The organism is Streptomyces sp. NPDC046203, from assembly GCF_040646255.1.
GTDB lineage: Bacteria > Actinomycetota > Actinomycetes > Streptomycetales > Streptomycetaceae > Streptomyces.
On record NZ_JBEYZX010000054.1, the window covers coordinates 16,389 to 42,322 of the forward strand.

Sequence of the window (25,934 nt, forward strand, 5' to 3'; positions counted from 1 at the left end):
GCCATTGAGGTCCCTGCTCGATGGCCGGCCTCGCCCCGATCGGCGCGAGCCGCGCGCTGTGTCTCTGCTCGTCCCCGCAGGGCGTCAGCGGCCGGCGGGCGACCGGGCGAGTCCGGCTCCGACCCTGGTCAGCATCTGGTCGAGGAGGTGCAGGGCTCGCGCCCGTGTCGGGACCCCGCGCGGTGTTCCCGGCCAGTGGGCGCCGGTGAGCTCCTCTGTCACCGCGAGGGTCCGGACGTCGTCCCGGGCGGCCAGGACGAGGACGAACCGCACGTAGTCGCCGATGTCGGTGCCCCGGGGATACCGGTGCGCGAAAGCCCGCAGGCGCGGCGTCAGAGCGGGCAGGGTGCGGTCCGTCGGGAAGACGACGGCGAGCCCGGCAAGGGCGAGGCGAACCGCCGGGCATTCGGCCGGCCAGCGGGCCAGCAGACCGGGAACGCGGGCCCGGACCGCGCCGCGAGCCCGGGCCTCGCTGTCGGGATCGCTGTCGGGATCGGTGTGCTGCGGGGCGCCCGGCCCGCTCTCGGCGAGGTGGCGTTCGGCGACGGTGGCGGCCTTGAACAGCAAGGCGACGGCCTGGAACCGGTGCCGGGCGGGAATCCGGTCGCCGGCGGCGAGAGCGGCGAGCAGAGCGAGGCCGTCGGCGGTGTCGGGCCGGCAGGTGTCCTGGTGAAGGATCTCGCCGTAGAAATCGCCGAGGAAGCTCCGATCGTCCCAGGAGGGGTCGGTCTCGGCGGCGAACAGCATCGCCGCCTGGGGCGGCATGGCGCCCGTCAGGCGGTCGGCGACGACCTCCCGGAAGAGCAGCCGGATCGGTGGACCAGCAGGGTTCGTGTCGCGCGGGGGCCATTCGGGTTCCGTCTGCGTATTCATGGCCGGCGCAGCCTACTTGGGGCGGCGGGGCCGCACCGGGCCGGCAACGGCCCCCGGGGGAACGGGGCGTCACGAATCCGCCCGGATTCCCCATGCTCGGCACGCCGGCGAACACCCCCCGACAGATTCGGCAGAGCAGCGCCGAGCGACCTCCCGGAACTCCGGGGCTGTTGCCGTCGCACGACGGCCGCCGCCCCGGAGCGGACGTACCGCGGCGGGAAAATCCGATGCCCTCCCGGACAAGGAAAGGAATGCTACGGGCATGACAAAAGCGCTGCCGAAGCCGCTGCTGCTGATCGATGTCGACGGGCCGCTGAACCCCTACGCGGCGCAGCGCGAGCGCCGGCCGGAGGGGTACGCCACGCACCGGATGCGCCCGTCCGACTGGACCGGGGTCACGCCGCTGCGGGTGTGGCTGAATCCCGCGCACGGTGACGAGTTGCGGGCGCTGGCCGACGCGTACGAGCTGGTCTGGGCGACCACCTGGAAAGGCGAGGCCAACGACTGGATAGGCCCCCACCTCGGACTGCCGGAGCTGCCGTACATCGACTGGCCGCAGATGCACGGAAGGGCCCCGCGCGGGACCTTCTGGAAGACGCAGTACATCCTCGAGTACGCGGCGGGGCGGCCGTTCGCCTGGGTCGACGACGACATCACGGCGTACGACCACGAGTACGTGGAGCGAAACCACCTCGCCGCCGCCCTGTTGCTGTATGTCGATCCCCGGCTCGGACTGCTCCGGCCGGACTTCGACAGGCTCGCGGACTGGGCGGCGGCGCTGTGATGCCGAGGGGGTGAGAGGCCCGCTCGGGGGCCCGCTCGGGGGCCCGCTCGGGGGCCCGCTCGGGGGGGTGCGGCTACTTCTTCGCGTCGGCCCAGGCGTGCTGGATCACCAGGTCGGCCTTGACCTCGATGAGCTGGGCGGCGACAGCGGAGGGCGCGGTGCCGCCCCGGCCGTCGCGGGAGGCGAGGGCGCCGGGGACATTGAGGACCGTGCGGACCTCGGGGGTGAGGTGCTCGGAGATCTTGGCGAACTGCTCGTCCGTCAGGTCGCCCAGCTCCTTGCCCTCGGCCTCGGCGGCCTTCACGCACTCGCCGGCCACCTCGTGCGCCACCCGGAACGGCACACCCTGCTTGACCAGCCACTCCGCGATGTCGGTCGCGAGCGAGAACCCGGCGGGGGCCAGCTCCTCCATGCGCTCCCGGTTGACCGTGAGGGTGGCCATCATGCCGGTGAAGGCGGGCAGCAGGATCTCCAGCTGGTCGCAGGAGTCGAAGACCGGCTCCTTGTCCTCCTGGAGGTCCCGGTTGTAGGCCAGCGGCAGCGCCTTCAGCGTCGCCATCAGGCCGGACAGGTTGCCGATGAGGCGGCCGGACTTGCCCCGGGCCAGCTCGGCAATGTCCGGGTTCTTCTTCTGCGGCATGATCGACGAACCGGTGGAGAAGGCGTCGTGCAGGGTCACGAAGGAGAACTCCTTCGTGTTCCAGATGATGATCTCCTCCGCGATACGGGAGAGGTTCACCCCGATCATCGCCGTGATGAAGGCGAACTCGGCGACGAAGTCGCGCGACGCCGTGCCGTCGATCGAGTTGCCGGCCGAGCCGCGCTCGAAGCCGAGGTCCTTGGCGACCGCCTCCGGGTCGAGGCCGAGCGAGGAGCCCGCGAGGGCGCCGGAGCCGTACGGGGAGACGGCGGTCCGGGTGTCCCACTGGCGCAGCCGCTCGGCGTCCCGGGACAGCGACTGGACGTGCGCGAGGACGTGGTGGGCGAAGAGCACCGGCTGGGCGTGCTGGAGGTGGGTGCGGCCGGGCATGGCGACGTCCGGGTGCGCCTCGGCGAGGCCGACCAGCGCGTCCTGGAGCTCGGCGATCAGGGAGCCGATGATCCGGGCGTGGTCGCGCAGGTACATCCGGAAGAGGGTGGCGACCTGGTCGTTGCGGGACCGGCCGGCCCGCAGCTTGCCGCCGAGCTCGGCGCCGAGCCGCTCCAGGAGACCCCGCTCCAGGGCGGTGTGCACGTCCTCGTCGGCGATGGTGCCGGTGAACGAGCCGTCGGCGACGTCCGCCTCCAGCCGGTCGAGACCGTCCAGCATGCGGGTCAGTTCGTCCTCGGTGAGCAGCCCGGCCTTGTGCAGCACGCGCGCGTGGGCGCGGGAACCGGCGATGTCGTACGGGGCGAGACGCCAGTCGAAGTGGACGGACGCGGACAGCTTCGCCAGGGCCTCGGCGGGACCGTCGGCGAACCGGCCGCCCCAGAGCCGTACGTCACCGTTGTTGCTGCTCACTTCTGCTGCTCCTCATGCCGGTCTGTGCTGCGAGGGTCTGGATGTGGTGCGAGGGTCTCGATGCGGTGCGGGGACCTCGACGTGGTGCGAGGGTCTCGATGCGGTGCGGGGACCTCGACGTGGTGCGAGGGTCTCGATGCGGTGCGGGGATCTCGACGTGGTGCAGGGGTCTCGATGTGCCGCGCCGGTGGTCCGTCGGCGCACGCCCGTTCGGTGTGTCCGGCGGCCGTGCCGCACCTGCGCGCGTCCGGGACACGGGCCCGGATGCGCGCCCGCCTCCCCACCGCGTCGCGGAACGGGGAGGCGGGCTGTCGAACGACTGAGGTCAGCCGAGGTCACGCTTCGCGGCGATCTTCGACGAGAGCGCGAAGATGTCGATGAAGCCCTGAGCCTTCGACTGGTCGAAGGTGTCGCCGGTGTCGTAGGTGGCGAGGTTGAAGTCGTAGAGCGACTCCGCGGACTTCCGGCCGGTGACGACGGCGCGGCCGCCGTGCAGGGTCATCCGGATGTCGCCGGTGACGTGCTGGTTGGCCTCGTTGATGAAGCCGTCCAGGGCCCGCTTGAGCGGGGAGAACCACTGGCCGTCGTAGACCAGCTCGCCCCAGCGCTGCTCGACCTGCCGCTTGTAGCGGGCCAGCTCGCGCTCGACGGTGACGTTCTCCAGCTCCTGGTGGGCGGTGATCAGGGCGATCGCGCCGGGAGCCTCGTAGACCTCGCGGGACTTGATGCCCACGAGCCGGTCCTCGACCATGTCGATCCGGCCGATGCCCTGGGCGCCGGCCCGCTCGTTGAGCTGCTGGATGGCCTGGAGCACGGTGACGGGCTTGCCGTCGATGGCGACCGGCACGCCCTCCTTGAAGGAGATGACGACCTCGTCGGCCTCACGGGCGACGGCCGGGTTCGCCGTGTACTCGTAGATGTCCTCGATCGGCGCGTTCCAGATGTCCTCGAGGAAGCCGGTCTCGATGGCCCGGCCGAAGACGTTCTGGTCGATGGAGTACGGGGACTTCTTGGAGGTGGCGATCGGCAGGTCCGCCTTCTCGGCGAAGGCGATGGCCTTGTCCCGGGTCATGGCGTAGTCACGGACCGGTGCGATGCACTTCAGGTCCGGGCCGAGGGCCTGGATGCCGGCCTCGAACCGCACCTGGTCGTTGCCCTTGCCGGTGCAGCCGTGGGCGACGATCGAGGCGCCGTGCTTCTCGGCGGCGGCGACGAGGTGCTTGACGATGGTCGGCCGGGAGAGCGCCGAGACCAGCGGGTAGCGGTCCATGTAGAGGGCGTTGGCCTTGATCGCCGGGAGGCAGTACTCGTCGGCGAACTCGTCCTTGGCGTCCGCGACCTCGGCCTCGACCGCACCGCAGGCGAGCGCGCGCTTGCGGATGACGTCCAGGTCCTCGCCGCCCTGGCCGACGTCCACGGCGACAGCGATGACCTCGGCACCCGTCTCCTCGGCGATCCAGCCGATGGCGACGGAGGTGTCCAGGCCGCCCGAGTAGGCGAGTACGACGCGCTCGGTCACGGGGTTCTCCTTACCTTGCAACCACTGATGGGTATAACTATGCAGTGCTCCGTATGGTTTGTCAAAGGTCGGTGCCCGGGAATCGAAAATTGCAGGTGGGAGGGGGTTCGGAAGCCCTAGAGTCCGATGCATGGCAGACGAAGAGACGCCGCGGGAAACCGTGATCCGGTCCCTTATGCGCGACCCCGGGCTCGCCGACGCGATGGACGTACGCCGCCCCGACGAGTGGATCGAGCTGGACCGGCGCGTCCGGACCGCCTACCTCTGGTGCGAGCCGGGACTTCCCGGACACGCCTGGCTCACGGACGCCGCGCACGGCGCCCCGGCACCCGACGACGGACGGATCGCGCTCGCCCTGTGCACCTCCGACGGCCGGACCCGCGAAGCCGCCCTCGCCCACACCGCCGACCGCCCCGCCCTCCTTCCCCTCGTCGCCCTGCGCACCACGGACTGGGCCGGACCGGTGCGCGAGCGCGCCCGGTCCCTCCTCGCCGCCGCTCTGCCGGAGGCCGCGCCCGACACGCTGCTCCTCACCGCCGGGGTGATCCTGCGCGGCCGACGCCGCATGCGCGGCGACGTGGCGTTCCGGCTGCTCCAGGAGACCCTCGCCACCGCCCCGGCCGAGGTGGTCCACGCGCTTTTCCGGGCCGAGGACCGGGCCACCCGGCGCTTCGCCCTGGACCTCGCGCTCGAGCGCGGGCTGTACCCGCCGACAGAACTGGCCCGGATCGCCGCGCACGACACCGACGCGGTGATCCAGGACCGGGCCGCGACGGCCGTCCTCGCCGCCGGGGTACCCGGCGACTCGCTGGAGCCGCTGCTTCGCGCCTCCACCGGCCGGGTGCGCTCGGCCGGGGTCACCGCGCTGTCCGCGGCAGGCCGGTCCCGCGACGCGGACGCGTTCCTCTTCGACCGGTCGGCCCTGGTCCGGGCATGCGCCCGCTGGGTGCTGCGGCAGGACGGCCGTGATCCCCTCGCTCTGTACCGGGCGGCCTGCACGGACCCGGCGACGGTGCCCGACCGGGCACCGCTCGGGCTCGCCGAGTGCGGCGACCGGACCACGGACCAACTGCTGCTGTGGGAGCTGATCGAACACGAGCGGCCCCAGGTGCGCGCCTTCGCCGTCGCGGGCCTGCGGCTCTTCGAGGCCGCGGGCGACGTCCGGCTGCTCGCACTGCTCGACGACCCGGCGCCCGCGGTCGCACGGGAGGTGGCCAAGGTGCCGCGCCCCTGGGCGGCACGGCTGCCCGAGGGCGAGCTGCTGCGCCGCACCGAGCCGGGCCGGCCGGCGCACGGCCGGATCCTGGCACTGCGGCTGCTGGGCGACCTGGGCTCCGCCGCATACGGGGAAACGGCCCGGCGGCTGACCGAGGACCCCGACCCGGAGGTACGCGCACGCCTGCGGTGAGCCCCAGGAGACCGGGTGGGGTGATCCGCCGCGTCGCGTCTGCCACGTCCGGTCCGCCGCGCGTGGTCTGCCGTACCGGGTCCGCCACGTCCGGTCCGCCCCATCCGGTCCCCCGGTCCGCCATGCGTGGTCCCCGGTCCGCCGTGTCCAGGGACCCGAAATCATCTGGGCGGGTGCGGCGTCTCCTGCGGAGAATGGCGGCATGGGGAAAACATATGAACAGATCGACGGTCGTCTGCGTGCCTTCATCGAGTCCCAGCCGGTGTTCTTCACCGCGACGGCTCCGCTGGACGCCGACGGGACCGTCAACCTCTCGCCGAAGGGGCTCGCCGGGTCCTTCGCCGTCCTCGACGAGCACACCGTCGCCTATCTGGACTTCGCCGGGTCCAACGCCGAGACCGTGGCCCACCTGCGGGAGAACGGGCGCATCACCCTCATGTGGTGCGCCTTCCAGGGGCCGCCCAACATCGTGCGGATCCACGGGCGCGGCGAGCCCGTGTTCCGGGACGACGCGCGGTGGGCGGAGCTGATCGGGCACTTCGGCGGGATCGACCCCGAGCAGCACGGGCTGCGGGCGATCATCCTGGTCCGGGCCGAGCTGGTGCGGGACACCTGTGGTTACGGCGTGCCGTTCATGTCGTACGACACGGACCGCGATCTGCACCAGCGGCGCTTCGCCCGGGAGGACGACGAGTCGCTGAGCGCGTACTTCGCGGGCAAGGAGCACATCGCGTCCAGCATCGACGGGCTTCCCGGTCTGCCGTTGCCGCTCCCGCCGCTCCCCCGTACGGGGCAATAGCCCGGCGGGTCCGGCGGGGCAGACCTATCGTCGCGCCATGCGCACCCTTCTCGCGCTCGGCGCGGTGCTCTGCTCGCTCGGCTCGTCGCTCGGCTCGCTCGCCCAGGCACCGGGACCGGCCCTGGCGTCGCCCCTGGCATCGTCCCTGGTCGCGGCATCGGTCACGACACCCGGGACGGCGCCGGCCCCGGTGTCAGCTCCCGCCCCGCTCCCCGAGCGGATGGCCGACACCGGCGGCGGCACGCAGCTGATCACCGCCGAGGCCGCCCGCACCGGGGCCACCACCGGCACGGTCACCTGGTGGGACCGGCGTGGCGGGCGGTGGGTGCGGGCGGGTTCGGCGCCCGCGCGGTTCGGGGCGAAGGGGCTCGCCGAGGGGGCCCGGCGCCGGCAGGGTACGGACACCACGCCCACCGGGCTCTTCCGGCTTCCGTACGCCTTCGGGACCGCGCCCGCGCCGGCCGGGACGGCGTACCGGTACGTCCGGGTGACCGAGCGCTCCTGGTGGTGCCAGGACAACGCCTCCCGCGCGTACAACCGCTGGGTGGAGGGCCTGCCCCGGGACTGCCGGGCGGCCGAGGCCGAGCATCTGACCGCGTACCGGAAGCAGTACGCCCACGCGCTCGTCGTCGCGTTCAACTACGACCGGCCGGTGCGCGGGCGCGGGGCCGGGATCTTCCTGCATGTGAACGGGCACGGGGCGACCGCCGGCTGTGTGTCCGTACCGGCGGAGGCGATGCGCCGGATCCTTCTCTGGGCGGATCCGTCCCGCCGGCCGCATCTCGCCGTCGGCACCCGGGGCGGACGCACGGCGATCACGCGCTACTAGGGAGCCTGATCGGGCGCTTGATCGGGCGCTTCATTCCGGATGACCGGTGGTCGCGGGCGCTCGGCACCCCTACGGGCGGTGGGCCGCCTTCCCGGCCGTCTCCCGCCCGTCTCCCGACCAGCGGCGATGGGACAGCCTTCGGACAAGAGCGAAGCTACCGGGCAGTAAGCGGAATGTCGCGCTTCTCTCTCATTTATCGATCGCTTACGCAGCGGAGATCCGGGCCTGGTGCCCTGATGCCTGCCCGGCCACCGATCGGCGCGGCCGGGCACCGAGCAGCCCCTCCACTCAAGGAGACCGTCATGTCTTCCACCCGGACCACCCGACGCACACCGGCCGCCCGACGCACACCGGCCACCCGGCGCACCGCGATCGTGATCGCCTCGCTCGGACTGGCGATCGCGAGCACCAGCGCCACCGTGTCCGCCGCCTCCGCCGCCACCTCGGCCCCTCGGGCCAAGACCGGCGCCCACTGCGTCGCCCACGTCACTTCGCACACGACCACGTGCTACGACACCTTCCGTGAGGCGATCGCCGACGCGACCGACGGCCGGGTCACCGACGCGCCCGAGGCGCCGGCCAAGGCCGCCAAGGACAAGGGCTTCCTCGCCGAGATCAACGCCCCGGCCGGCAAGCGTGACGCGCGCGCCGCCGCCGGTCTCCAGGGCGGCGTCGTGGGCGCCGTCGTCTACTGGGACTGGAACTACGGCGGTGCGTCCTGGACGATGGAGATCCCGGAAGGCTGCAAGGACAACGGGACGTGGGACTGGGGCTGGAGCGACCTCGGGAACTGGAACGACGGCATCAGTTCCCTGATCCCCGCGAACAACTGCTGGGTCGGCCTGTACTCGGACATCTACTACAACGGCACGAACCAGCTCTACACCAAGTCCACGCCGTATGTCGGCGACGCGATGAACGACCAGGCCAGCTCGATTCAGCTGACCTGATCGGCCGGGTCGGACGCGCCCCGGGGCGTGTCCGACCCGTACGAGGCCCCGGCCGCCCGCCCCCTGAAACGCGAAGCGCCTGCCCCGCTCCCTGGCCAAGGGGAAGCGGGGCAGGCACGTTTCACCGCGCCGCCGCCGGGGTCCCCGCGCGGGGCGCACCGGGACGAAAGGCGGTCAGCGGTCCTTCTGCGCGAGGCGCAGCAGGTGGTCGGCGAGGGCCTGACCGCCGACCGGGTCGCGGGAGATGAGCAGCAGCGTGTCGTCGCCCGCGATGGTGCCGAGGATGGCGTGGAGTTCCGCCTGGTCGATGGCCGACGCGAGGAACTGGGCCGCGCCCGGCGGCGTACGGAGCACCACCAGGTTGGCCGATGCCTCGGCGGAGATCAGCAGCTCGCCGGAGAGGCGGCGCATCCGCTCCTCCTTGGCGGACTCGCCGAGCGGCGCCTGCGGGGTGCGGAAACCGCCCTCGCTGGGCACCGCGTAGATCAGCTCGCCGCCGGTGTTGCGGATCTTCACCGCGCCGAGTTCGTCGAGGTCGCGGGAGAGCGTCGCCTGGGTGACGCTCAGCCCGTCGTCCGCGAGCAGCTTGGCCAGCTGGCTCTGCGAGCGCACCGGCTGCCGGTTGAGGATGTCGACGATCCTGCGGTGGCGGGCGGTGCGGGTCTGCGGGACGGCCGGCCCGCCCCCGGACTCGGTCCGGGGGTTGTCCCCGTGTTCGTGTGCCTGCGCGTCGCTCATCGTCGGTTCATTCTCCGGTTCGTCCTTCCCCGTTCACCACGTCGAGAACGCCGGGCAGGGCCCGCAGGAAGGTGTCCGCCTCCGCGTCGCCGATGATCAGCGGGGGCATGATCCGTACGACATCGGGGGCGGGCGCGTTCACCAGGAGACCGGCGTCCGAAGCCGCCTGCTGCACCTGGGGCGCGAGGGACTCCGTGAGCACGATACCCAGGAGAAGGCCCGCGCCACGGACATGGGAGACCAGCGGGTGGCCGAGACCCTCGATTCCGGCGCGCAGTTTCTCGCCGATCCGCTTGACCTCGTCGAGGGCGCTGCCGTCGGCGAGCGTGTCCAGGACGGCGAGTCCGGCGGCGCAGGCGACCGGGTTGCCGCCGAAGGTGGTGCCGTGGTGACCGGGGGTGAACAGCTCCGCGGCCGGGCCGAAGGCGACGGTCGCACCGAGCGGCAGTCCGCCGCCGAGTCCCTTGGCGAGGGTGACGATGTCGGGGTCGACGCCCTCGTGGGCCTGGTGCTCGAACCAGGTGCCGCACCGGCCGACGCCGGTCTGGACCTCGTCGAGGACGAGCAGGGTGCCGGTGGCGCGGGTGATCTCGCGGGCGGCCTTGAGGTAGCCGGGGGGCGGGACGACCACGCCGTTCTCGCCCTGGATGGGCTCGATGATCACGAGGGCGGTGTCCTCGGTGACGGCGGCGGCCAGCGCGTCCACGTCCCCGTACGGCACATGGGTGACGTCGCCGGGCAGCGGCAGGAAGGGTGCCTGCTTGCCGGGCTGGCCGGTCAGCGCGAGGGCGCCCATGGTCCGGCCGTGGAATCCGCCGGTGGTGGCGACCATGTGGCGGCGGCCGGTGAGCCGGCCGATCTTGAAGGCGGCCTCGTTGGCCTCGGCGCCGGAGTTGCAGAAGAAGACCCGGCCGTCGGTCCGGCCGAAGAGTTCCAGGAGCCGTTCGGCGAGGGCGACGGGCGGTTCGGCGACGAAGAGGTTGGAGACGTGGCCGAGGCTCTGGATCTGCCGGGTGACGGCCTCGACGACCGCCGGGTGGGCGTGGCCGAGCGCGTTGACGGCGATGCCGCCGACGAAGTCGAGGTACGCGGTGCCTTCGGCGTCCCAGACGCGGGCGCCCTCGCCGCGGACGAGCGGCAGCCGGGGCGTGCCGTAGTTGTCCATGAGGGAGCCCTGCCAGCGCCGGGTCAGGGTGGCGTTGCCGGCCGGGGTGGCGGCGGCCGCCTGGACCGATGCGCCGTCCGCCGGGGCCGGGGCCGTACCGCCGTCGGCCAGGTCGGTCAGGCCCACCAGGTCGTTCGTCTGCTCCGTACCGTTACCGTTACCGCTACCGCTACCGCTCATCACGACTCCACCGTCGTCTCGTCGGGCACGACCATCGTGCCGATGCCCTCGTCCGTGAAGATCTCCAGCAGGATCGAGTGCTGGACCCGGCCGTCGATCACCCGGGCCGTGGTGACCCCGTTGCGGACGGCGTACAGACAGCCCTCCATCTTCGGGACCATGCCGCTGGACAGCTCGGGCAGCAGCTTCTCCAGCTCGCTCGCGGTGAGGCGGCTGATGACCTCGTCGCTGTGCGGCCAGTCCTCGTAGAGGCCCTCGACGTCGGTGAGGACCATCAGCGTTTCGGCGCCCAGCGCCGCAGCGAGTGCCGCAGCCGCCGTATCAGCATTGACGTTGTAGACATGGTCGTCGTCCTGGGAGCGGGCGATGGAGGAGACGACGGGGATGCGGCCGTCGTCGAGCAGCGCCTGGATGGCGCCGGTGTCGGTGGCGGTGATCTCGCCGACCCGGCCGATGTCGACCGGTTCGCCGTCGATCACCGGCCGGTGTCGGATGGCGCTGAGGGTGTGGGCGTCCTCGCCGGTGATGCCGACGGCGAGCGGGCCGTGCTGGTTGAGCAGGCCGACGAGTTCGCGCTGGACCTGGCCGGCGAGGACCATCCGTACGATGTCCATCGCCTCGGGCGTGGTGACCCGCAGGCCCGCCTTGAACTCGCTGACCAGACCCGCCCGGTCGAGGGCGGCACTGATCTGCGGGCCGCCGCCGTGCACCACGACCGGCTTGAGGCCGGCGTGCCGCAGGAAGACGACGTCCTGGGCGAAGGCGGCCTTGAGGTCGTCGTCGATCATGGCGTTGCCGCCGAACTTGATGACGACGGTCTTGCCGTGATGGCGGGTCAGCCAGGGCAGCGCCTCGACGAGGGTCCGCGCCTTGGGCAGGGCGGTGTGCTTCCTCGTCGTATTCGTCGCGCTCGTCGTATTCGTCGCGCTCGTCGCGCTCGTCGCGCTCGTCGTACTCATGAGCTGTACGCGCTGTTCTCGTGGACGTAGTCCGCGGTCAGGTCGTTGGCCCAGATGACGGCGGAGTCCGATCCGGCGGCGAGGTCGGCGGTGATGACGACCTCCCGGTAACGCATGTCGACGAGGTCGCGGTCCTCGCCGACGGAGCCGTTCTTGCAGACCCAGACGCCGTTGATGGCGACGTTGAGCGCGTCGGGCTCGAAGGCGGCGGCGGTGGTGCCGATGGCGGAGAGGACGCGGCCCCAGTTGGGGTCCTCGCCGTGGATGGCGCACTTGAGGAGGTTGTTACGGGCGATGGTCCGGCCGACCTCGACGGCGTCGTCCTCGGAGGCGGCGTTGATCACCTCGATGCGGATGTCCTTGCTGGCGCCCTCGGCGTCGCCGATGAGCTGGCGGGCCAGGTCGGCGCACACCTCCTGGACGGCCTCGGCGAACGCGTCGGGGGCAGGGGTGACCTCGGCGGCGCCGGAGGCGAGCAGCAGCACGGTGTCGTTGGTGGACATGCAGCCGTCGGAGTCGACCCGGTCGAAGGTGAGCCGGGTGGCCTGGCGCAGCGCGGAGTCGAGGCCCTCGGCGTCGACGTCGGCGTCGGTGGTGAGGACAACGAGCATGGTGGCGAGGCCGGGGGCGAGCATGCCCGCGCCCTTGGCCATGCCGCCGACCGTCCAGCCGTCCTTCTGCACCACGCAGGTCTTGTGCACGGTGTCGGTGGTCTTGATGGCGATGGCGGCCTTCTCGCCGCCGTGCGCGGACAGTTCGGCCGCGGCCTTCTCGACGCCGGGGAGGAGCTTGTCCATCGGGAGAAGTTCGCCGATGAGGCCGGTGGAGGCGATGGCGACGTCACCGGCGCCGGTCTCGATCCCCCGGGTGGTGAGGGTCTCGGCGGCCTTCTCGGCGGTGGCGTGGGTGTCCTGGAAGCCCTGCGGTCCGGTGCAGGCGTTGGCGCCGCCGGAGTTGAGGACGACGGCGGTCACCTCGCCGTCGGCGAGGACCTGCTGGGACCAGACGACGGGGGCGGCCTTGACGCGGTTGGAGGTGAAGACTCCCGCGGCGGCGCGGCGCGGACCGGTGTTGACCACGAGGGCCAGGTCCGGGTTGCCGTTCTGCTTGATCCCGGCCGCGATGCCCGCGGCCGTGAATCCCTTCGCTGCGGTGACGCTCACTGCTCTTCTCCGTTCACTTCTCCACCCGCGCGGCGTACCGCTGCGGGCATGGTCATCGACTGCGGGCCGGGGGCCGACCGGGGCACGGGGCCGGAGGCCGGTTGGGGCACGGGGCCGGAGGCCGGCCGGGGCGCGAGGCCGGAGGCCGGCCGGGGTGCGAGGCCGCAGGGGGCCCGGTACGTGTCGCTCACGGCGCGACTCCCACCGTGGAAAGCCCGGTCTCCTCGGGGAGCCCGAGGGCGATGTTCATGCTCTGCACCGCGCCGCCGGCGGTGCCCTTGGCGAGGTTGTCGATGGCGGCGACCGCGATGATCCGATTGGCGGCCGGGTCGAGGGCGACCTGGATCTGTACGGCGTTGGAGCCGTACACCGCCGCCGTGGCCGGCCACTGCCCCTCGGGGAGCAGATGGACGAACGGCTCGTCCGCGAACGCCTTCTCATACGCGGCGCGCACGCTCTCGGCGGTGACGCCCGGCTTGGCGGTGGCCGAGCAGGTCGCGAGGATGCCGCGGGGCATCGGCGCGAGGGTGGGGGTGAAGGAGACGGTGACCCGCTCCCCCGCCGCCGCGCTGAGGTTCTGGATCATCTCGGGGGTGTGCCGGTGGCCGCCGCCGACGCCGTACGGGGACATGTTGCCCATGACCTCGCTGCCCAGCAGGTGCGGCTTGGCGGCCTTGCCCGCGCCGGAGGTGCCGGAGGCGGCGACGATCACGGCCTCGGGTTCGGCGAGCCCCTGCGCGTACGCCGGGAAGAGCGCGAGCGAGACGGCGGTCGGGTAACAGCCGGGCACCGCGATCCGGCGGGAGCCTTCGAGCGCGGCGCGCGCGCCGGGCAGCTCGGGGAGGCCGTACGGCCAGGTGCCGGCGTGCGGGGAACCGTAGAAGGTCTCCCAGTCCGCGGCGTCCTTCAGCCGGAAGTCGGCGCCCATGTCGACGACGAGGGTGTCCGGGCCGAGCTGCTCGGCGACGGCCGCGGACTGCCCGTGCGGGAGGGCGAGGAACACGACGTCGTGACCGGCCAGGTTCTCGGCCGTGGTGTCCACGAGGACGCGGTCCGCGAGCGGCAGCAGGTGCGGCTGGAGGCCACCGAGGCGCTGACCGGCGTTGGAGTGCGCGGTGAGCGCGCCGATCTCGACACCGGGGTGGGCGAGGAGCAGGCGCAGAAGCTCTCCGCCCGCGTACCCGCTCGCGCCGGCGACCGCTGCTCGTACCGTCATCGAAAACCTCCTCTAGATGGCATGACTATACGAGTCGATGCAGATTTATGCAATGCCCTTCTTCCGGTATGCGTGCCCGCCGCGCCGGCGGGACGATGGATCACAGGGGGTGCGCGGGAACAGGGGGACTCCCGGGGAAGGAACGCGAGCGGGGGCGGCCGAGCCGCCTGTGTCGACGTGCCCGGCGGAAGCGGGCGTCCGACGGCGTCCCGATCGACACCGGGGGTGAGCGGAGTCCCGATCGGCACCGGGGGTGAGCGGAATCCCGATCAGCTCCGGGTGTGAGCGGAAGGGAGTCTTCCATGAGGCCGTACACCGAAGACCCCAACACGACGATCCCGCCCCCGCACACCATGGCGAGGATGAACATCGACGTGCTCGCCTCAGGGCACTACGAGAACGTGAGCTTCAAGGACGTCATGGTTCCTTGAGATCAAAGGCCCGCCCGGCGTGCGGTTCACGGAGGGCGCCCCGAAGGTTCTGCCGCACTCCCTGGGGCCATCATCGGCCGGTGTCGGAGCGGCAGGATTCCAAGAGCCACGGCATCGGTCACGGACGCCGTCGGCCTCGGCCGCGCACAGCTCGCACGGTCGGCTCGACCCGGGCCGAACAGATCAGCGGGGCCTGTCCCGGCGATCACAGCGGGGCCGGCCTCGCAGGTGCGCGGGCATCAGGCCGAGACAGGCGTACGGGACAGGGCGGTGCGCAGCGCGAAGACGCCGAGCAGGCCGCCCGCCACGAACCGCTGAGTGGCCATCACACGGGGCCGGACGGCCAGATACCCCGACACTCGGGCCGCGCCCAGCATGATCAGAGCGTTCACGGAGATCCCCACGACGATCTGCACCCCGCCGAGTTGGAGCAGCTGCCCCCACGCCGGGCCTGCCTGCGGCTCCAGGAACTGGGGCAGGAGGGCGGCATACAGGAGAGCGATCTTAGGGTTGAGCAGGTTGGTCAGCAGCCCCATCGAGAACAGGCGGGCGTCGGAGACCGGAGCGAGGTCCCCGGCCGGGGTGAAGGGCGAGCGGCCGCCGGGCTTGAGCATGCCCCAGGCGAGGTACGCCAGGTAGGCCGCCCCGGCGAGCTTGACCACCGTGTACGCCACCGGCACGGCGGCGAACAACGCGGAGAGGCCCGCAGCCGCCGCCAGCAGGTAACACAGGAACCCCACGGCCGTCCCGCTCAGACTGACCAGCCCCGCCCTGCGCCCCTGGGTGATCGCGCGCGAGGCGAGGTGGATCATATTCGGTCCGGGAATCAGGGCCATGCCGAGTTCGATCAGGGCCACTCCCCCTGCCGCGGCCAGACTGATCACCTGTCGACTCCTGATCGTGTGGCGGGTACCCGACATCCGGTCCCCGGTCCCCGGCCCCCGAATGGGGGGGGCGGCGCCCGGCCGCGACGCATCGACCATGGCCACGCGGCTGTTCCATCTCAGGGTACGGCCCCTGCCGTTCCGTGCCTCCGCGCACCCCTCGCCCGGCCGCCTTCGCGCCCCCGTAGGCTGCGCCCCACCCAGGGGAGAGCCTGGGAAAGCGGAGAAACGGAGAAAGGGAAGACATGACAACGGGGAGTCGGGAACGGCGGTGGCGGCCCGGCCTGCGGGTGCTCACCATCGTGGCGGTGGTGCTCGGTGTCCTGGCGGGCGCCGGCTGGCTGGCGAAGCCGGTGTGGCAGCCGTGGTGGTACGCCAAGACCCTGTGCGGGGGCCACCTCTCGGGCGGTGAACTCGCCGAACTGCTGCCGGACGAACGGCTCCAGGCCGGCACGGATACCTTCGGCTCCGGGCAGGACCTGCTCACGTGCTCGGTGAGAAAGAACGACGGCCGGCACTTCGTCCTCATGGTCGAGGCACAGACGGACACGGGTGATCCGCACGGTCCACTGGACATGGAGTTCACCATCCCTGGGAGCCTGCGCTACGGCTTCCCCAAGTCCGTGCCCGGGTTCTACGGCCGGTTCGGCCCCGTGATCATTCAGGAGTGCCCGAAGCTCGGCCGTGCCGCCGACGGCCGCATGCGGCGCCTTGTCACCAAGGTGTACTCCCACGCGGTGGAGAACGACCCCTCTCCCGCGTCCCTGCGCACAGCCGTACGCATCGCCAACGGCGCCAATACCGAGCTCGGCTGCGGGGCCGACCCCCTGCCGCTGCCGGACGGCGTCGATCCCGGGCACAAGCTGCGCGTGAGCGAGACCAAGGGCACCATGTGCGAGTGGCTGACCCGGCAGACCCTGCCCGAGAGCCCGTCCGGCAAGGAGTGGCGGGTGGTCGCGCCCACCGACGCGAAGGCGCCCATCACCACCTGCTCCCTGGTCGACACCGGGACGGGCAACGCCGAGAACTTCTCGGGCTGGTACGGAGATTGGACGGACAAGCCCTTCAGCAGGATGTTCGCGGCCAACGTGCGGCTCCCCGAGGACATCCGAGAGAACGACCCCCTGCTCAGTGAGGACTTCGGGCGCGCCAAGGCCCTATGCGCCGGGGAGTCCGCCAGTTTCCTCGCCGCCGACCACACCACGAACGGCGCCGGACCGATACTGCCGATGAGTGAGGTACGGCCGCTCCTCGACGCGTTCGCGAAGGACCAGGCCAAGCGCCGGGGCTGCGCCGATCTGAGACTCCCTGGCCACACGGTGTATCCGAACGGGCGCTGAGGCTCTGGGCATCAGCCAGACCGCATGACAAAGCCCCGCCTTCATCCCGAACTCGGGGGTGGGGCGGGGCTTTTCGTGTGTCAGCGCGGGTCGGACGAGGCCGAACCCGTCGCCCTTGCGATCCCCCGGGAGCCTTCGAGCGCGGCGCGCGCCGGGCAGCTCGGGGAGGCCGTACGGCCAGGTGCCGGCGTGCGGGGAACCGTCGACATACGCTGACCTTCCTCCCACCCGCCCGAGGAGCAGCGTGCCGCCGTCCTTCGTCCACCGGATCACCAAGTACGCCCCGGCCGACCGCGACGAACGCGGTCACTACACCGGTACCGAGGAAGCGGTCAGTGACCACGGGCCGCTCGAAGCGGCGTATCCGGCGGCGATCGCCGCCTTCGCCGAAGCATCGGGCGTCGGCCGGCTGGAGATCCGCGACCCCGTCGTCGCCACCGAACCGCACTTCGGCAGGGGGCCACAGGCCGAGGGGTACGGCCTCGGCGGTCTCTTCCCGGCTGACCTCACCGGCTTCCACGACGGTGCGGAGATCTCCCTCCCGGTGGCCCTGGAGCTGGTACGGATCATGCTCCGCAAGCAGGGAGCCTGGTGCCGTCTGGAGGCGGGCGACGCGTTCACCGTCCACGTCGGATGGGACCAGTACGTGTACGTGGGCAGCGGCCGGCCCTGCGCGGACGCCGTGGTCCGCACCCGGGAACTCGGCCTCTTCCCGGAACCGGTGCCGGCCTCGCCCTACGCGGTGTCGCCGGAGGACACAGAGGTGACGGAGCCGGCCGACGAGGACTTCTGGGCGCGCGTGCGCACGGAGCTGGCCGCGCGGCGCGGACTTCTCCTTGAGGAGATGTTCGTCGGCAACGCGGAACGCTGGCACCGCCTCACCCCGGAGCGTCTCGACTCCGTGCGCGCCGGTCTCGGCCCGCGCGCCCTGCTGACCGTCTGGCCCGACCTGACCCCGGACGTCGACGCGGCCCTCACCGCGCTCCCTGAGGAAGGTTCCTCGGATTTCGTCTGGGAGACGCGGGACGGAACGATCCGCCACGCGCGCGTCGACGAGACCGACTACCCGGAGCTCGCCGCCCTGGTGGCCGGCGCGCGGGCGGCCTGTGCCCTGCCGCTGTACGTCGACGATCGCCACCCGCTGTTCCGCGCCACCCTGCCCGACAGCGACGGCGTGCTGCGCGCCCGGTGGTGACCCGGTTCCCCGCGGGGGACGCGCGAGAGTCCGGGGGTGCCCCGGGCCCGGCACGGGAAGATCGATTCCCTCCGGCCCTCACTAGGCTTACCCGCCATGACCAGCGATTTCGGATTCACCTGCGTCTGCTGCGGGGCCCGGCACCCCGAGCTGCCGATGAACTACTCGTCCCATGCCCCCGCCATCTGGGAGCCGTCCTTCGCCGACCGTGACGACTGCGTGCTCACCCCGGACCAGTGCGTGGTCCTCGCGGAGCACGGCTTCATCAAGGGTCTGATCGAGATACCGGTCATCGGCAGCGACGAGGTGTTCTCGTGGGCCGTCTGGATCTCGCTCAGCCGGGAGAACTTCTCCCGCGCCTGCGATCTGTGGGAGACGCCCGGCCGCGAGTCGGAGGAACCGTACTTCGGCTGGCTCACCACCGAGCTGCTCCCCTACTCCCCCACGACCCTCAACTTGAAGACGTACGTCCACACGCGCCCGGTCGGCAAGCGCCCCCTGGTCGAGCTCGAACCGACCGATCATCCCCTCGCCGTCGAACAGCGCACGGGCATCACCCTGGACCGGGTACGGGAGATCGCGGCGGCCGTGCTCCACCCCGAGAGGCCTGAGGGACCCGAGGGAAGCGAGGCACCCGAGGGAAGCGAGCGGCCGTGACGGCCGGCGAGCCGGTGTCGCCGATCCCCGTCGCGCCCGCCGGACTGACCCGACGGGCGCGGCACTTCGTCGAAGCGGACGGCATCCGGGTCCCCCGCCAGGACATCCGGCACCATCGCGACGCGTGGATCGAGCACGGGATCACCGCCGCCGAGTTCGACCGGGCCGTCGCCTTCCAGGACCGCTGGGGCGGGCTCGCCCTGCCGCCGGCACCGTTCTACGAGGGTGGCCCGCACGTCCTGGGCGTCGAATACCCCAGGGGATCGGCAGCCGAGGAGCACTGGTCGTTCTCGGCCGGGACCTGCCGGGTCTCCATGGGCCACGGGTTCAGGATCGGGCTCGACGGATCGTTCGGGATCGACGCCAACCACTGGGTGCCCCTGCACGCCGACGTCGACGGATGGGTGGAGTCCCTCGCGCTCGCCTCCCACGCCGGCTACTGGGCCGAGAATGTCAGGAAGATCAAGGGCACGGCCGTCGACGCACTGGACCTCGACGGCTACGAGCAGGTGCCCGAAGTACAAGGGGTGACGGACACCTGGTGGCGGGGCGAGGACAAACTCATCGCCGTCTACCGGGGCACGGCCGTCGGCTTCGACGCACCGCATTGCCTCCGAGCGCACATCTACGAGGGCCTCGACGAGTGGGGGCTCCACGGCGGCTGACCGGTGGCCGACCGGTGGCCGACCGGTGGCGTACGGGGCGGGGCCGTCGAGCACCCCTCCCCCTGCCCCCGTCAGGACAGGGGCGCGAGGACGCGGAACTCGTGACCCTCCGGGTCCTCCAGGCAGGTACCGGGGCTATCACCCTGCCCGGGGGCGAGGACAGCGGCCCCGAGGGCCCGCAGCCGGGTCACCTCCGCCGTCTGCTCCCCGCCCGGGTCCGGCAGCAGGTCGAGCCGGACGCGGTCCGGCACCGTCTTCGGGCCCGGCACGCGGAGGAATTCCAGGAACGGCCCCGTGCCGTCGGCGGCGCGCAGCCCCACGATGTCGTCGGTCGCCCGGTGGGTGGTCCAGCCCAGCGCCCCTCCCCAGAACCGGGCCATCGCCCGCGGGTCCGCGCAGTCGACGACGACGGCGGCGATCGGCCCGGTGTCCCGGTAGATCTCCCGGGGCTCCAGCACACACAGCTCGTTGCCCTCGGGATCGGCGAGGACCACCCACGGGACGCCGTCACCCTGGCCGAGGTCGACGGGGGTCGCGCCGAGGTCCCGGAGCCGGGCGACCAGTTCCGCCTGGTGGGCGGCGGAGGTGGTGGCGAGATCGAGGTGGGTACGGTTCTTCGTCGCCGTCTTGCCCCCGGGTGAGGGGAGGACTGAGATGGCGGAGACGGCGAGGGCGGCCGGGTCCGGCCCGAGCGGGCCGCCGGCGGGAGCTACGTACGTGGCCGCTCCGGCGGTGGACACGGTCCAGCCGAGCGCGTCCGCCCAGAACCGGCCGACCCTCGCGGGGTCGAGAGCCTTGATGTTCACCTGGACGGGTCGCAGCGCCATGTTCATGATCCTATGGCCCGCGTCCGACGGTCTCCGGGCCCTCGAACGCCCAACACCCGCGCACGCACGCACACCCACACACTCAGAGGAAGACCATGTACGCACTCACCGCCGTCATCGCCGACGAGGCCATGCTCCGGCGCCGCGCGGCGGAGTGGCAGCACGCCGCCGTCGTGGCGCTGCGGGAGGGCCTCGGCCTGCTGCCCGTGCCCGGTGAACTGTTCATGGAGATGTCCGGCGTCCGGCGGGAGCCGCTCGAAGACGGCCCCTCGGCGGATTCCCCCTTCCTGCACCCGCTCGGTCCGCCCCTGGAAGCATTGCTCACCGCGTGGTCGGAAGAACGGCCCGTCGCCTACGTGGAGGCCGAGTTCTTCGGCGGTGACGGCCACCCGTCGGCCGCCGTGTGGTCGGGCGGAGCACGCGCCTGGGGGCCGGTGTTCGATGATACGTTCGACGGCCTTCGTGCCGGCTGGCCGCTCAACGGCGCGCTGGCGCGTCTGGGCGTACGGTCCAACGACGGCGCGCACGACCTGTTCGACGCCGTGGGCCTCGGCGACGAACGCGGTACGGACGGCTGGCTGGCCCGCGCCCAAGCCCGAACCCGCACAAGCTAGCGCCCCCTGCCCTCCCGGCGGCCCCTGCCCCCGCCCCCCTTGATCGCCCTGTTGTCCGTATCTGTGGGACATTGATCCCGCCATACGAGGGCGGCGCCCCGGCCTCCCGGACCAGGGACGTCAGCACGGCAGCACAGCAGCACAGCACGAAAGGCGAGCGGTCATGGAATCCGGACGGCGCATCGTCTTCGTCGTGTTCGACGGCATCAAGATGCTCGATGTCATCGGCCCGGCGGAGGTGTTCGCCGAGGCCAACCTGTTCGGCGCCGACTACGCGCTCGGCTACGCCTCGCCGTCGGGAGAACCGGTCGTCACCTCCGTGGGCCTGCACCTGCCCGTCGATCTGGCGGCGGCCGACGTGACCGAGGCGGACACGGTCGTCGTCTCCGGCGGCGATGTCCTGGTCACCCGGGCCGTTCCCGCCGATCTGACCGAGGCGATCCGGGTGCTGCGGCCCCGCGCGCGGCGGCTGGTGTCGATCTGCACCGGGTCGTTCGCCCTCGCCGCCGCCGGGGTCCTGGACGGGCGGCGGGCCACCACCCACTGGCGCCACGCCCGGCTGCTCGCCCGCGCCCACCCCGGCGTCCGGGTGCAGCCCGACGCCCTGTTCGTCGAGGACGGCGGCGTCGTCACCTCGGCGGGCGTCTCCGCCGGCATCGATCTGGCCCTGGCCCTGGTGGAACAGGACCACGGCGCCGACCTGGCCCGGAACGTCGCCCGCAGCCTCGTGGTGTTCATGCAGCGCCCCGGCGGGCAGTCCCAGTTCTCGGCCCCCTTGGAGGTACGTCCGCCCCGCACCCCGGCCCTGCGTTCCGTGGTCGACCTCGTCGCGGCCCAGCCGGGGCTCCCGCACACCGTCGGCTCGCTGGCCGCCTTGATCGGCGTCAGCCCGCGCCATCTGGCGCGGATGTTCACCGCCGAGCTGGACACCACCCCGGCGCGGTTCGTCGAACAGGTCCGTCTCGACCACGCGAAAGCGCTGCTCGACTCGGGCAGCGGGGTGGCGGAGGCGGCGCGCGCCGCCGGGTTCGGGAGTTCGGAGACCATGCGCCGTACGTTCGTGGCCCGCTTGGGCGTCTCGCCGAGCGGCTACCGGGCCCGGTTCGCCACCGCCCGCCACGACGCCGACGCCGACACCGGCACCGGCACCGGCACCGGCAGCAGCGAGGACGACAGGGACAGAGACAGGAACAGGGACAGGGACGACAGCGAGGGCGGCACGGCGGCCCGCCCCCGCTGACCCCCGGCTCGCTGCGGGCCGTGCCCAGGGCGGCGAGGGCGGCGAGGGCCGTAAGGACGGCGAGGGTGGCCGAAAAACACGGGAGTTCGCCGCCGGAGCGGCATCATCGATGCTCCCGGCGCACGTCGGGAAGGCGATGACGCCCTCGGGCCCCGTCCACTCGGGCCGGCGGGCTCGGGAGGCATCTCGCGTGCGCGCAACCGTCGTACGGAAAAGGACTATGGGGAACACTCCGGTCGGCCACGAGGTGCCGTACCACTCGCAATGGGAATCCGCCGCACTCGTCCCCGACCTGCTGTCCGGCCGGGTCAAGGCCGAGGACGATCCGCTCTGGCACCTTTCGGGTGCGGAGGATCCCGCCGAATACGCCTTCTGGTCCTGGCGCGTCTGCGGCATGGCCTGTCTGCGCATGGCCCTGGAGCACTGGGGTTTCGAGACCCCGGGTCTCGTGACGCTGGCCCGGGAGTTCCTGGACGCGGGCGCGTACGTCCGCCGGGCCGACGGTGTGGACGGTCTGATCTACGCCCCGTTCGCCGAACACGCCGCGAAACGCTGGGACATCGAGACCGAGGTGCACGGACGGCTGACGGTCGAGGAGATCCCCGGCTTCCTGGACGAGGGAAAGCTCGTCATGCTGTCCGTCCATCCTTCGATCCGCGAACCGGACACCGTCCCGCCGGGGCGGGGCGGGCATCTGGTCCTCGCCGTCGGCCAGACGCCCGACCACCTGATTGTCCACAACCCCTCGGGGTTTCCCGGTGTCTCCCAGCGTTCCGCCGAGGTGCCGTGGGAGGCCCTGCCCCGGTTCTTCGCGGGGCGGGGCGTGACCCTGGGGATCGGCGGGTCGTGACCCCGGGGAGCGGCGGCAGGTAGCCGGCGGGCCCGGGTGAGGTCCGGATGTCCGGATCTGTGGGGTGCCCGGCAGTTTGGGCAGTGGGGCGGACGGTGACCTGGAAGGACTCTGGAAGCAGTCCACTCCACACCCGACCAAGGAGGCCCCCCATGGCGGAGAACATCGCGGGGATCGTCATTCCCGACACCCAGCTGATCCGCGAGGCCACCGCCCTCGTCCTCGACGCCGCCGACGAGACGCTCTTCCATCACTCGCGTCGCGTCTTCCTCTGGGGATCGCTGAAGGCGGCCGCGCGCGGACTCGACGTCGACCCCGAGCTCGCGTACGTCGGCGGCCTCTTCCACGACCTCGGCCTGACCCCGGCCTACGCCTCCAGGGACCGGCGCTTCGAACTCGACGGCGCCGAGGCCGCCCGCACGTTCCTGCTCGACCACGGCCGCACCGAGCAGGAGGCCGGCGACGTCTGGCTGGCCATCGCGCTGCACACGACCCCCGAGATCCCGCTCCACCTGGCACCCGAGGTCGCCGTGGTGACCCTCGGCGTCGAGACCGACGTCCTCGGCCTCGACCTCGCCGAGATCACCGAGCGGCAGCGGGCCGAGGTCGTCGCCGCGCACCCGCGCCCCGACTTCAAGAACCGCATCCTGAGGGCCTTCTACGAGGGCATGGCCGACCGTCCCGACACCACCTTCGGCACCATGAACGACGACGTACTGGCCCACTTCGACCCGTCGTTCAGCCGGAAGGACTTCGTCGAGATCATCCGGAACAACCCCTGGCCGGAGTGACGCGGATACGGAGGCTACGGAGGCTCCGCTAGACGGCGTCGAGGCCGCCGGCCTTGAGGTCCGTGACGAAGAGCGCGAAGGCGGGGGCGGAGACGTCGAGGACGGGTCCGGTGAGGTTCTTCGAGTCACGGACGGGGACAGTGCCGGAAGCGGCGACGAGGTTGGTGGCGACTTCGACGCAGGCGCCGCCGGTGTTGCTGTAGGAGGACTTGAACCAGCAGGGGGACTCGGTCGCCATCGGGGCCCTTTCGTACGGGGAATCGCAGAGGGTGAAGCCTGCCTTGGGGCGGGTCAGACGAGATCGAACCCGGCGCCCTTGACGCCCGCCACAAAGAGCGCGAAGGCGGGGGCCGAGACGTTGAGAACGGGTCCGGTGAGGTTCTTCGAGTCACGGACAGGGACGATGCCGGGCGAGGCAACGAGGTTGATGGCGACTTCGACGCAGTTGCCACCGGTGTTGCTGTAGGAGGACTTGAACCACTGCGAGTGCTCAGTCGTCATCGGGATCCCTTTCATACGGGGGCGAAGGAGATGAAGCCCTGCCTTGGGGCGGGCGGGTCAGACGAGATCGAACCCGTCACCCTTCACGCCCACCACAAACAGCGCAAAGGCAGGGGCCGAGACGTCGAGAACGGGCCCGGCAGGGTTCTTCGAGTCACGGACGGGGACGATGCCGTGGGTGGCGACGAGGTTGGCGGCAACCTCGACGCAAGCGCCGCCGTTGTCGCTGTAGGAGGACTTGAACCACTGCGGGTGCTCAGTCGTCACGGGTAGCCCTTTCGTACGGGGAGCCGAAGGAGGTGAAGCCCTGCCTTGGGGCGGGTCAGACGAGATCGAACCCGTCACCCTTCACGCCCACCACAAACAGCGCAAAGGCAGGGGCGGAGACATCGAGGACGGGCCCGGCGAGGTCCTTCGAGTCACGGACAGGGACGATGCCGCGCGAGGCAACGAAGTCGCCGGAGACTTCGACGCAGTTACCACCGTTGTTGCTGTACGAAGACTTGAACCAGTGACGGGGTTCGGTCGTCATGCGGGGCCCTTTCGTACGGAGAGTCGAAGGGGTGCTGCCCGCACGGTACGCCGCGACGAGGGCATCGACCAGACCGCATGACGAAGCCCCGCCTTCATCCCGAACTCGGGGGTGGGGCGGGGCTTTCGTGTGTCAGCGCGGGTCAGACGAGGTCGAACCCGTCGCCCTTGACGCCCGCCACGAAGGACGCGAACGCCGAGGAGGAGACATCGAGCACCGGACCGGTGAGGTCCTTCGAGTCACGGACGGGGACGATGCCGGAAGCGGCCACGAGATTGGTGGCAACCTCCACGCAAGCGCCACCGGTGTCGCTGTAGGAGGACTTGAACCACTGCGGAGTCTCGGTCGTCACTGGTAGCCCTTTCGCACCTCATGAATCATGGCAACCGACGCCGCCGGGGAGAGGGCTTCGGCCTGCAAGTGATGGTAGGCCGTCAACAGAGGCCACACTGCCACCGAGTCGCGCTCGAAGTACCCTCGGGTCTGCGACTCCGCGTAGGCGATCACGGTCATGTCCGACAGTGTCAGCAGGTAGAGCGGCAGATAGAGCGCACGTCGCTCTCCTATGTCGAACGAGGCGATCTGGAGCACAGTGTTCGGCTGCTCGGCGAACTCCAGCAGCCGATCGAGCTGTGCGCCCATGGTTCCGGGGCCACCCACCCGCCTGAGGATGCAGCTTTCGTCCATGACGACCATCACCGTCGGCGGGTGAGGACGCACGAGCGTGGTCTGCCGTTCGATGAGGAACTCGACCAGCTCATCCGCTTGCTCCTGCGTCATGGCGCCCCGCCGCACCTTGCTGTCCGCCAGGCACTGGGCGTACTCGGGCGTCTGGAGCAAGCCCGGGATGATCCCGGTGTCGAACACGCGGAGCTCCGCAGCCCGTCCCTCGTGCTCCAAGTACTCGGGATAGCCCTCCAGAAGCGCCCCGTGCGTCATCTCGCGCCATTCACGCTCGAACGAGTCGCCGGCCTCAAGCGCCAGGTCGACCCGCTTGGAGAAGCGCAAGGTTGGGAGCTTGCGCGCATTTTCCACTTGCGAAATATGCGTCCCCGAATATTCCGCCTGGACACCCAACTCGACCTGGGACAGCCCTCTCTCCTCTCGCAGCCTGCGCAAACGCGCGCCGTAGGCGGCTTGTGGTGAGGCGTCCGGGTCAAGGTCTCGCCGATTTACCAACTTCCTTTCCCCTCTTGAGACGTTGCGAGCCCTTCCGACTCTAAGTCACTCTGGCGACGCCTCGTAGTGAATCCACTACAGAAAGGAACGGGTGATGGCCGAACACACGCCCCAAACAAGCCCACAGCCTGCGACGATGCCCCC

At 71.5% G+C, this 25,934-nt stretch carries 30 protein-coding genes; 14 read left to right on the forward strand and 16 right to left on the reverse strand.

All coding sequences use genetic code 11. The features are described from left to right. Positions 1-84: 84 nt before the first annotated feature. Positions 85-873, reverse strand: a complete 789-nt coding sequence (locus tag ABZ990_RS27380; protein WP_361236941.1) for a hypothetical protein — start codon at positions 871-873, stop codon at positions 85-87. Positions 874-1,135: 262 nt separating this feature from the next. Here ABZ990_RS27380 and ABZ990_RS27385 point away from each other — a divergent pair, with 262 nt between their 5' ends. Further along, complete coding sequence (locus tag ABZ990_RS27385) at positions 1,136-1,657, forward strand: HAD domain-containing protein (protein WP_361236944.1); 522 nt, start codon at positions 1,136-1,138, stop codon at positions 1,655-1,657. 73 nt (positions 1,658-1,730) lie between these two features. On the opposite strand, the gene argH is transcribed toward ABZ990_RS27385, so the two are convergent. Next, positions 1,731-3,158, reverse strand: coding sequence for an argininosuccinate lyase (gene argH, locus ABZ990_RS27390; RefSeq protein ID WP_361236947.1), 1,428 nt, complete (start codon positions 3,156-3,158; stop codon positions 1,731-1,733). Between the two features lie 325 nt (positions 3,159-3,483). Further along, on the reverse strand, positions 3,484-4,677 hold the full coding sequence (locus ABZ990_RS27395; RefSeq protein ID WP_361236950.1) for an argininosuccinate synthase: 1,194 nt from the start codon (positions 4,675-4,677) through the stop codon (positions 3,484-3,486). A gap of 130 nt (positions 4,678-4,807) precedes the next feature. On the opposite strand from ABZ990_RS27395, the gene ABZ990_RS27400 reads away from it, so the two are divergent. From ABZ990_RS27400 to ABZ990_RS27415, 4 genes are all read left to right on the forward strand, one after another. Next, on the forward strand, positions 4,808-6,085 hold the full coding sequence (locus ABZ990_RS27400) for a hypothetical protein (protein WP_361236953.1): 1,278 nt from the start codon (positions 4,808-4,810) through the stop codon (positions 6,083-6,085). Positions 6,086-6,287: 202 nt separating this feature from the next. Next, entirely contained in the window at positions 6,288-6,884 is a 597-nt protein-coding gene (locus ABZ990_RS27405) for a pyridoxamine 5'-phosphate oxidase family protein (RefSeq protein ID WP_361236956.1), read from the forward strand. Between the two features lie 121 nt (positions 6,885-7,005). Beyond that, complete coding sequence (locus ABZ990_RS27410; RefSeq protein WP_361237030.1) at positions 7,006-7,713, forward strand: L,D-transpeptidase family protein; 708 nt, start codon at positions 7,006-7,008, stop codon at positions 7,711-7,713. 302 nt (positions 7,714-8,015) lie between these two features. Then, positions 8,016-8,663: a hypothetical protein gene (locus ABZ990_RS27415; protein WP_361236959.1), complete on the forward strand. Its 648-nt coding sequence runs from the start codon at positions 8,016-8,018 to the stop codon at positions 8,661-8,663. Between the two features lie 174 nt (positions 8,664-8,837). Here ABZ990_RS27415 and ABZ990_RS27420 read toward each other — a convergent pair whose 3' ends face one another. From ABZ990_RS27420 to argC, 5 genes are all read right to left on the reverse strand, one after another. Next, a complete protein-coding gene (locus ABZ990_RS27420; RefSeq protein ID WP_361236962.1) occupies positions 8,838-9,401 on the reverse strand; it encodes an arginine repressor in 564 nt (187 codons plus the stop codon). A gap of 7 nt (positions 9,402-9,408) precedes the next feature. Beyond that, positions 9,409-10,746 (reverse strand): acetylornithine transaminase, encoded by a 1,338-nt coding sequence (locus ABZ990_RS27425; RefSeq protein WP_361236965.1) that lies wholly within the window; start codon positions 10,744-10,746, stop codon positions 9,409-9,411. Next, on the reverse strand, positions 10,746-11,705 hold the full coding sequence (gene argB, locus ABZ990_RS27430) for an acetylglutamate kinase (protein WP_361236968.1): 960 nt from the start codon (positions 11,703-11,705) through the stop codon (positions 10,746-10,748). The genes ABZ990_RS27425 and argB overlap by 1 nt, the downstream gene beginning before the upstream one ends. Further along, a complete protein-coding gene (gene argJ / locus ABZ990_RS27435; RefSeq protein WP_361236971.1) occupies positions 11,702-12,868 on the reverse strand; it encodes a bifunctional glutamate N-acetyltransferase/amino-acid acetyltransferase ArgJ in 1,167 nt (388 codons plus the stop codon). Before argJ ends, argB begins: the two co-directional genes overlap by 4 nt. Positions 12,869-13,055: 187 nt before the next feature. Next, positions 13,056-14,084, reverse strand: a complete 1,029-nt coding sequence (gene argC, locus ABZ990_RS27440) for an N-acetyl-gamma-glutamyl-phosphate reductase (RefSeq protein WP_361236974.1) — start codon at positions 14,082-14,084, stop codon at positions 13,056-13,058. 302 nt (positions 14,085-14,386) lie between these two features. Here argC and ABZ990_RS27445 point away from each other — a divergent pair, with 302 nt between their 5' ends. Then, positions 14,387-14,515 (forward strand): hypothetical protein, encoded by a 129-nt coding sequence (locus ABZ990_RS27445; RefSeq protein ID WP_361236977.1) that lies wholly within the window; start codon positions 14,387-14,389, stop codon positions 14,513-14,515. 239 nt (positions 14,516-14,754) lie between these two features. Here the strand turns inward: ABZ990_RS27445 and ABZ990_RS27450 are convergent, their stop codons facing one another. Next, on the reverse strand, positions 14,755-15,399 hold the full coding sequence (locus ABZ990_RS27450) for a LysE family translocator (RefSeq protein WP_361236980.1): 645 nt from the start codon (positions 15,397-15,399) through the stop codon (positions 14,755-14,757). A 245-nt stretch (positions 15,400-15,644) separates the two neighbouring features. Here ABZ990_RS27450 and ABZ990_RS27455 point away from each other — a divergent pair, with 245 nt between their 5' ends. The 4 genes from ABZ990_RS27455 (at position 15,645) to ABZ990_RS27470 (ending at position 19,256) form a co-directional block, all read left to right on the forward strand. Beyond that, the gene (locus ABZ990_RS27455) at positions 15,645-16,739 is read left to right on the forward strand and encodes a hypothetical protein (RefSeq protein WP_361236983.1); all 1,095 of its coding nucleotides are present in this window, start codon (positions 15,645-15,647) and stop codon (positions 16,737-16,739) included. Between the two features lie 244 nt (positions 16,740-16,983). Next, positions 16,984-17,934, forward strand: coding sequence for an RNA-binding protein (locus tag ABZ990_RS27460; protein WP_361236985.1), 951 nt, complete (start codon positions 16,984-16,986; stop codon positions 17,932-17,934). Positions 17,935-18,090: 156 nt separating this feature from the next. Continuing rightward, a complete protein-coding gene (locus ABZ990_RS27465; protein ID WP_361237033.1) occupies positions 18,091-18,591 on the forward strand; it encodes a DUF2199 domain-containing protein in 501 nt (166 codons plus the stop codon). Further along, complete coding sequence (locus ABZ990_RS27470; RefSeq protein ID WP_361236988.1) at positions 18,588-19,256, forward strand: hypothetical protein; 669 nt, start codon at positions 18,588-18,590, stop codon at positions 19,254-19,256. Before ABZ990_RS27465 ends, ABZ990_RS27470 begins: the two co-directional genes overlap by 4 nt. 71 nt (positions 19,257-19,327) lie before the next feature. Here the strand turns inward: ABZ990_RS27470 and ABZ990_RS27475 are convergent, their stop codons facing one another. After that, the gene (locus tag ABZ990_RS27475) at positions 19,328-20,083 is read right to left on the reverse strand and encodes a VOC family protein (protein ID WP_361236991.1); all 756 of its coding nucleotides are present in this window, start codon (positions 20,081-20,083) and stop codon (positions 19,328-19,330) included. A 95-nt stretch (positions 20,084-20,178) separates the two neighbouring features. Between ABZ990_RS27475 and ABZ990_RS27480 the strand changes: the two genes are divergently transcribed. The 4 genes from ABZ990_RS27480 to ABZ990_RS27495 all read left to right on the forward strand — a co-directional run bounded on the left by ABZ990_RS27480 (position 20,179) and on the right by ABZ990_RS27495 (position 23,578). Next, a complete protein-coding gene (locus tag ABZ990_RS27480) occupies positions 20,179-20,697 on the forward strand; it encodes a hypothetical protein (RefSeq protein ID WP_361236994.1) in 519 nt (172 codons plus the stop codon). Between the two features lie 163 nt (positions 20,698-20,860). Continuing rightward, positions 20,861-21,937, forward strand: a complete 1,077-nt coding sequence (locus ABZ990_RS27485) for a GlxA family transcriptional regulator (RefSeq protein WP_361236997.1) — start codon at positions 20,861-20,863, stop codon at positions 21,935-21,937. A 220-nt stretch (positions 21,938-22,157) separates the two neighbouring features. Then, positions 22,158-22,787, forward strand: a complete 630-nt coding sequence (locus tag ABZ990_RS27490) for a C39 family peptidase (RefSeq protein ID WP_361237000.1) — start codon at positions 22,158-22,160, stop codon at positions 22,785-22,787. Between the two features lie 152 nt (positions 22,788-22,939). Further along, complete coding sequence (locus ABZ990_RS27495; RefSeq protein ID WP_361237003.1) at positions 22,940-23,578, forward strand: HD domain-containing protein; 639 nt, start codon at positions 22,940-22,942, stop codon at positions 23,576-23,578. Between the two features lie 28 nt (positions 23,579-23,606). On the opposite strand, the gene ABZ990_RS27500 is transcribed toward ABZ990_RS27495, so the two are convergent. From ABZ990_RS27500 to ABZ990_RS27525, 6 genes are all read right to left on the reverse strand, one after another. Further along, positions 23,607-23,816 (reverse strand): DUF397 domain-containing protein, encoded by a 210-nt coding sequence (locus ABZ990_RS27500; RefSeq protein WP_361237006.1) that lies wholly within the window; start codon positions 23,814-23,816, stop codon positions 23,607-23,609. Positions 23,817-23,869: 53 nt separating this feature from the next. Continuing rightward, the gene (locus tag ABZ990_RS27505) at positions 23,870-24,079 is read right to left on the reverse strand and encodes a DUF397 domain-containing protein (RefSeq protein ID WP_361237009.1); all 210 of its coding nucleotides are present in this window, start codon (positions 24,077-24,079) and stop codon (positions 23,870-23,872) included. A gap of 57 nt (positions 24,080-24,136) precedes the next feature. Then, positions 24,137-24,346: a DUF397 domain-containing protein gene (locus ABZ990_RS27510; RefSeq protein WP_361237012.1), complete on the reverse strand. Its 210-nt coding sequence runs from the start codon at positions 24,344-24,346 to the stop codon at positions 24,137-24,139. Between the two features lie 55 nt (positions 24,347-24,401). After that, the gene (locus tag ABZ990_RS27515) at positions 24,402-24,611 is read right to left on the reverse strand and encodes a DUF397 domain-containing protein (RefSeq protein ID WP_361237015.1); all 210 of its coding nucleotides are present in this window, start codon (positions 24,609-24,611) and stop codon (positions 24,402-24,404) included. A gap of 142 nt (positions 24,612-24,753) precedes the next feature. Then, positions 24,754-24,963, reverse strand: coding sequence for a DUF397 domain-containing protein (locus ABZ990_RS27520; protein WP_361237018.1), 210 nt, complete (start codon positions 24,961-24,963; stop codon positions 24,754-24,756). Next, positions 24,960-25,790: a DUF5753 domain-containing protein gene (locus tag ABZ990_RS27525; protein ID WP_361237021.1), complete on the reverse strand. Its 831-nt coding sequence runs from the start codon at positions 25,788-25,790 to the stop codon at positions 24,960-24,962. Before ABZ990_RS27525 ends, ABZ990_RS27520 begins: the two co-directional genes overlap by 4 nt. Positions 25,791-25,934 lie beyond the last annotated feature (144 nt).

Bases quoted from the DNA above. Each gene is read 5' to 3' on its own strand.
- ABZ990_RS27425 (WP_361236965.1), bottom strand. From the start codon at position 10,746: ATGAGCGGTAGCGGTAGCGGTAACGGTAACGGTACGGAGCAGACGAAC.
- argB (WP_361236968.1), bottom strand. From the start codon at position 11,705: ATGAGTACGACGAGCGCGACGAGCGCGACGAGCGCGACGAATACGACG.
- argC (WP_361236974.1), bottom strand. From the start codon at position 14,084: ATGACGGTACGAGCAGCGGTCGCCGGCGCGAGCGGGTACGCGGGCGGA.
- ABZ990_RS27420 (WP_361236962.1), bottom strand. From the start codon at position 9,401: ATGAGCGACGCGCAGGCACACGAACACGGGGACAACCCCCGGACCGAG.
- ABZ990_RS27415 (WP_361236959.1), top strand. From the start codon at position 8,016: ATGTCTTCCACCCGGACCACCCGACGCACACCGGCCGCCCGACGCACA.
- ABZ990_RS27455 (WP_361236983.1), top strand. From the start codon at position 15,645: ATGACAACGGGGAGTCGGGAACGGCGGTGGCGGCCCGGCCTGCGGGTG.
- ABZ990_RS27500 (WP_361237006.1), bottom strand. From the start codon at position 23,816: ATGGCGACCGAGTCCCCCTGCTGGTTCAAGTCCTCCTACAGCAACACC.
- ABZ990_RS27515 (WP_361237015.1), bottom strand. From the start codon at position 24,611: ATGACGACCGAACCCCGTCACTGGTTCAAGTCTTCGTACAGCAACAAC.
- ABZ990_RS27485 (WP_361236997.1), top strand. From the start codon at position 20,861: ATGGAATCCGGACGGCGCATCGTCTTCGTCGTGTTCGACGGCATCAAG.
- ABZ990_RS27480 (WP_361236994.1), top strand. From the start codon at position 20,179: ATGTACGCACTCACCGCCGTCATCGCCGACGAGGCCATGCTCCGGCGC.
- ABZ990_RS27400 (WP_361236953.1), top strand. From the start codon at position 4,808: ATGGCAGACGAAGAGACGCCGCGGGAAACCGTGATCCGGTCCCTTATG.
- ABZ990_RS27490 (WP_361237000.1), top strand. From the start codon at position 22,158: ATGGGGAACACTCCGGTCGGCCACGAGGTGCCGTACCACTCGCAATGG.
- ABZ990_RS27380 (WP_361236941.1), bottom strand. From the start codon at position 873: ATGAATACGCAGACGGAACCCGAATGGCCCCCGCGCGACACGAACCCT.
- ABZ990_RS27385 (WP_361236944.1), top strand. From the start codon at position 1,136: ATGACAAAAGCGCTGCCGAAGCCGCTGCTGCTGATCGATGTCGACGGG.
- ABZ990_RS27405 (WP_361236956.1), top strand. From the start codon at position 6,288: ATGGGGAAAACATATGAACAGATCGACGGTCGTCTGCGTGCCTTCATC.
- ABZ990_RS27465 (WP_361237033.1), top strand. From the start codon at position 18,091: ATGAACTACTCGTCCCATGCCCCCGCCATCTGGGAGCCGTCCTTCGCC.
- ABZ990_RS27445 (WP_361236977.1), top strand. From the start codon at position 14,387: ATGAGGCCGTACACCGAAGACCCCAACACGACGATCCCGCCCCCGCAC.
- ABZ990_RS27505 (WP_361237009.1), bottom strand. From the start codon at position 24,079: ATGACGACTGAGCACTCGCAGTGGTTCAAGTCCTCCTACAGCAACACC.
- ABZ990_RS27495 (WP_361237003.1), top strand. From the start codon at position 22,940: ATGGCGGAGAACATCGCGGGGATCGTCATTCCCGACACCCAGCTGATC.
- ABZ990_RS27475 (WP_361236991.1), bottom strand. From the start codon at position 20,083: ATGGCGCTGCGACCCGTCCAGGTGAACATCAAGGCTCTCGACCCCGCG.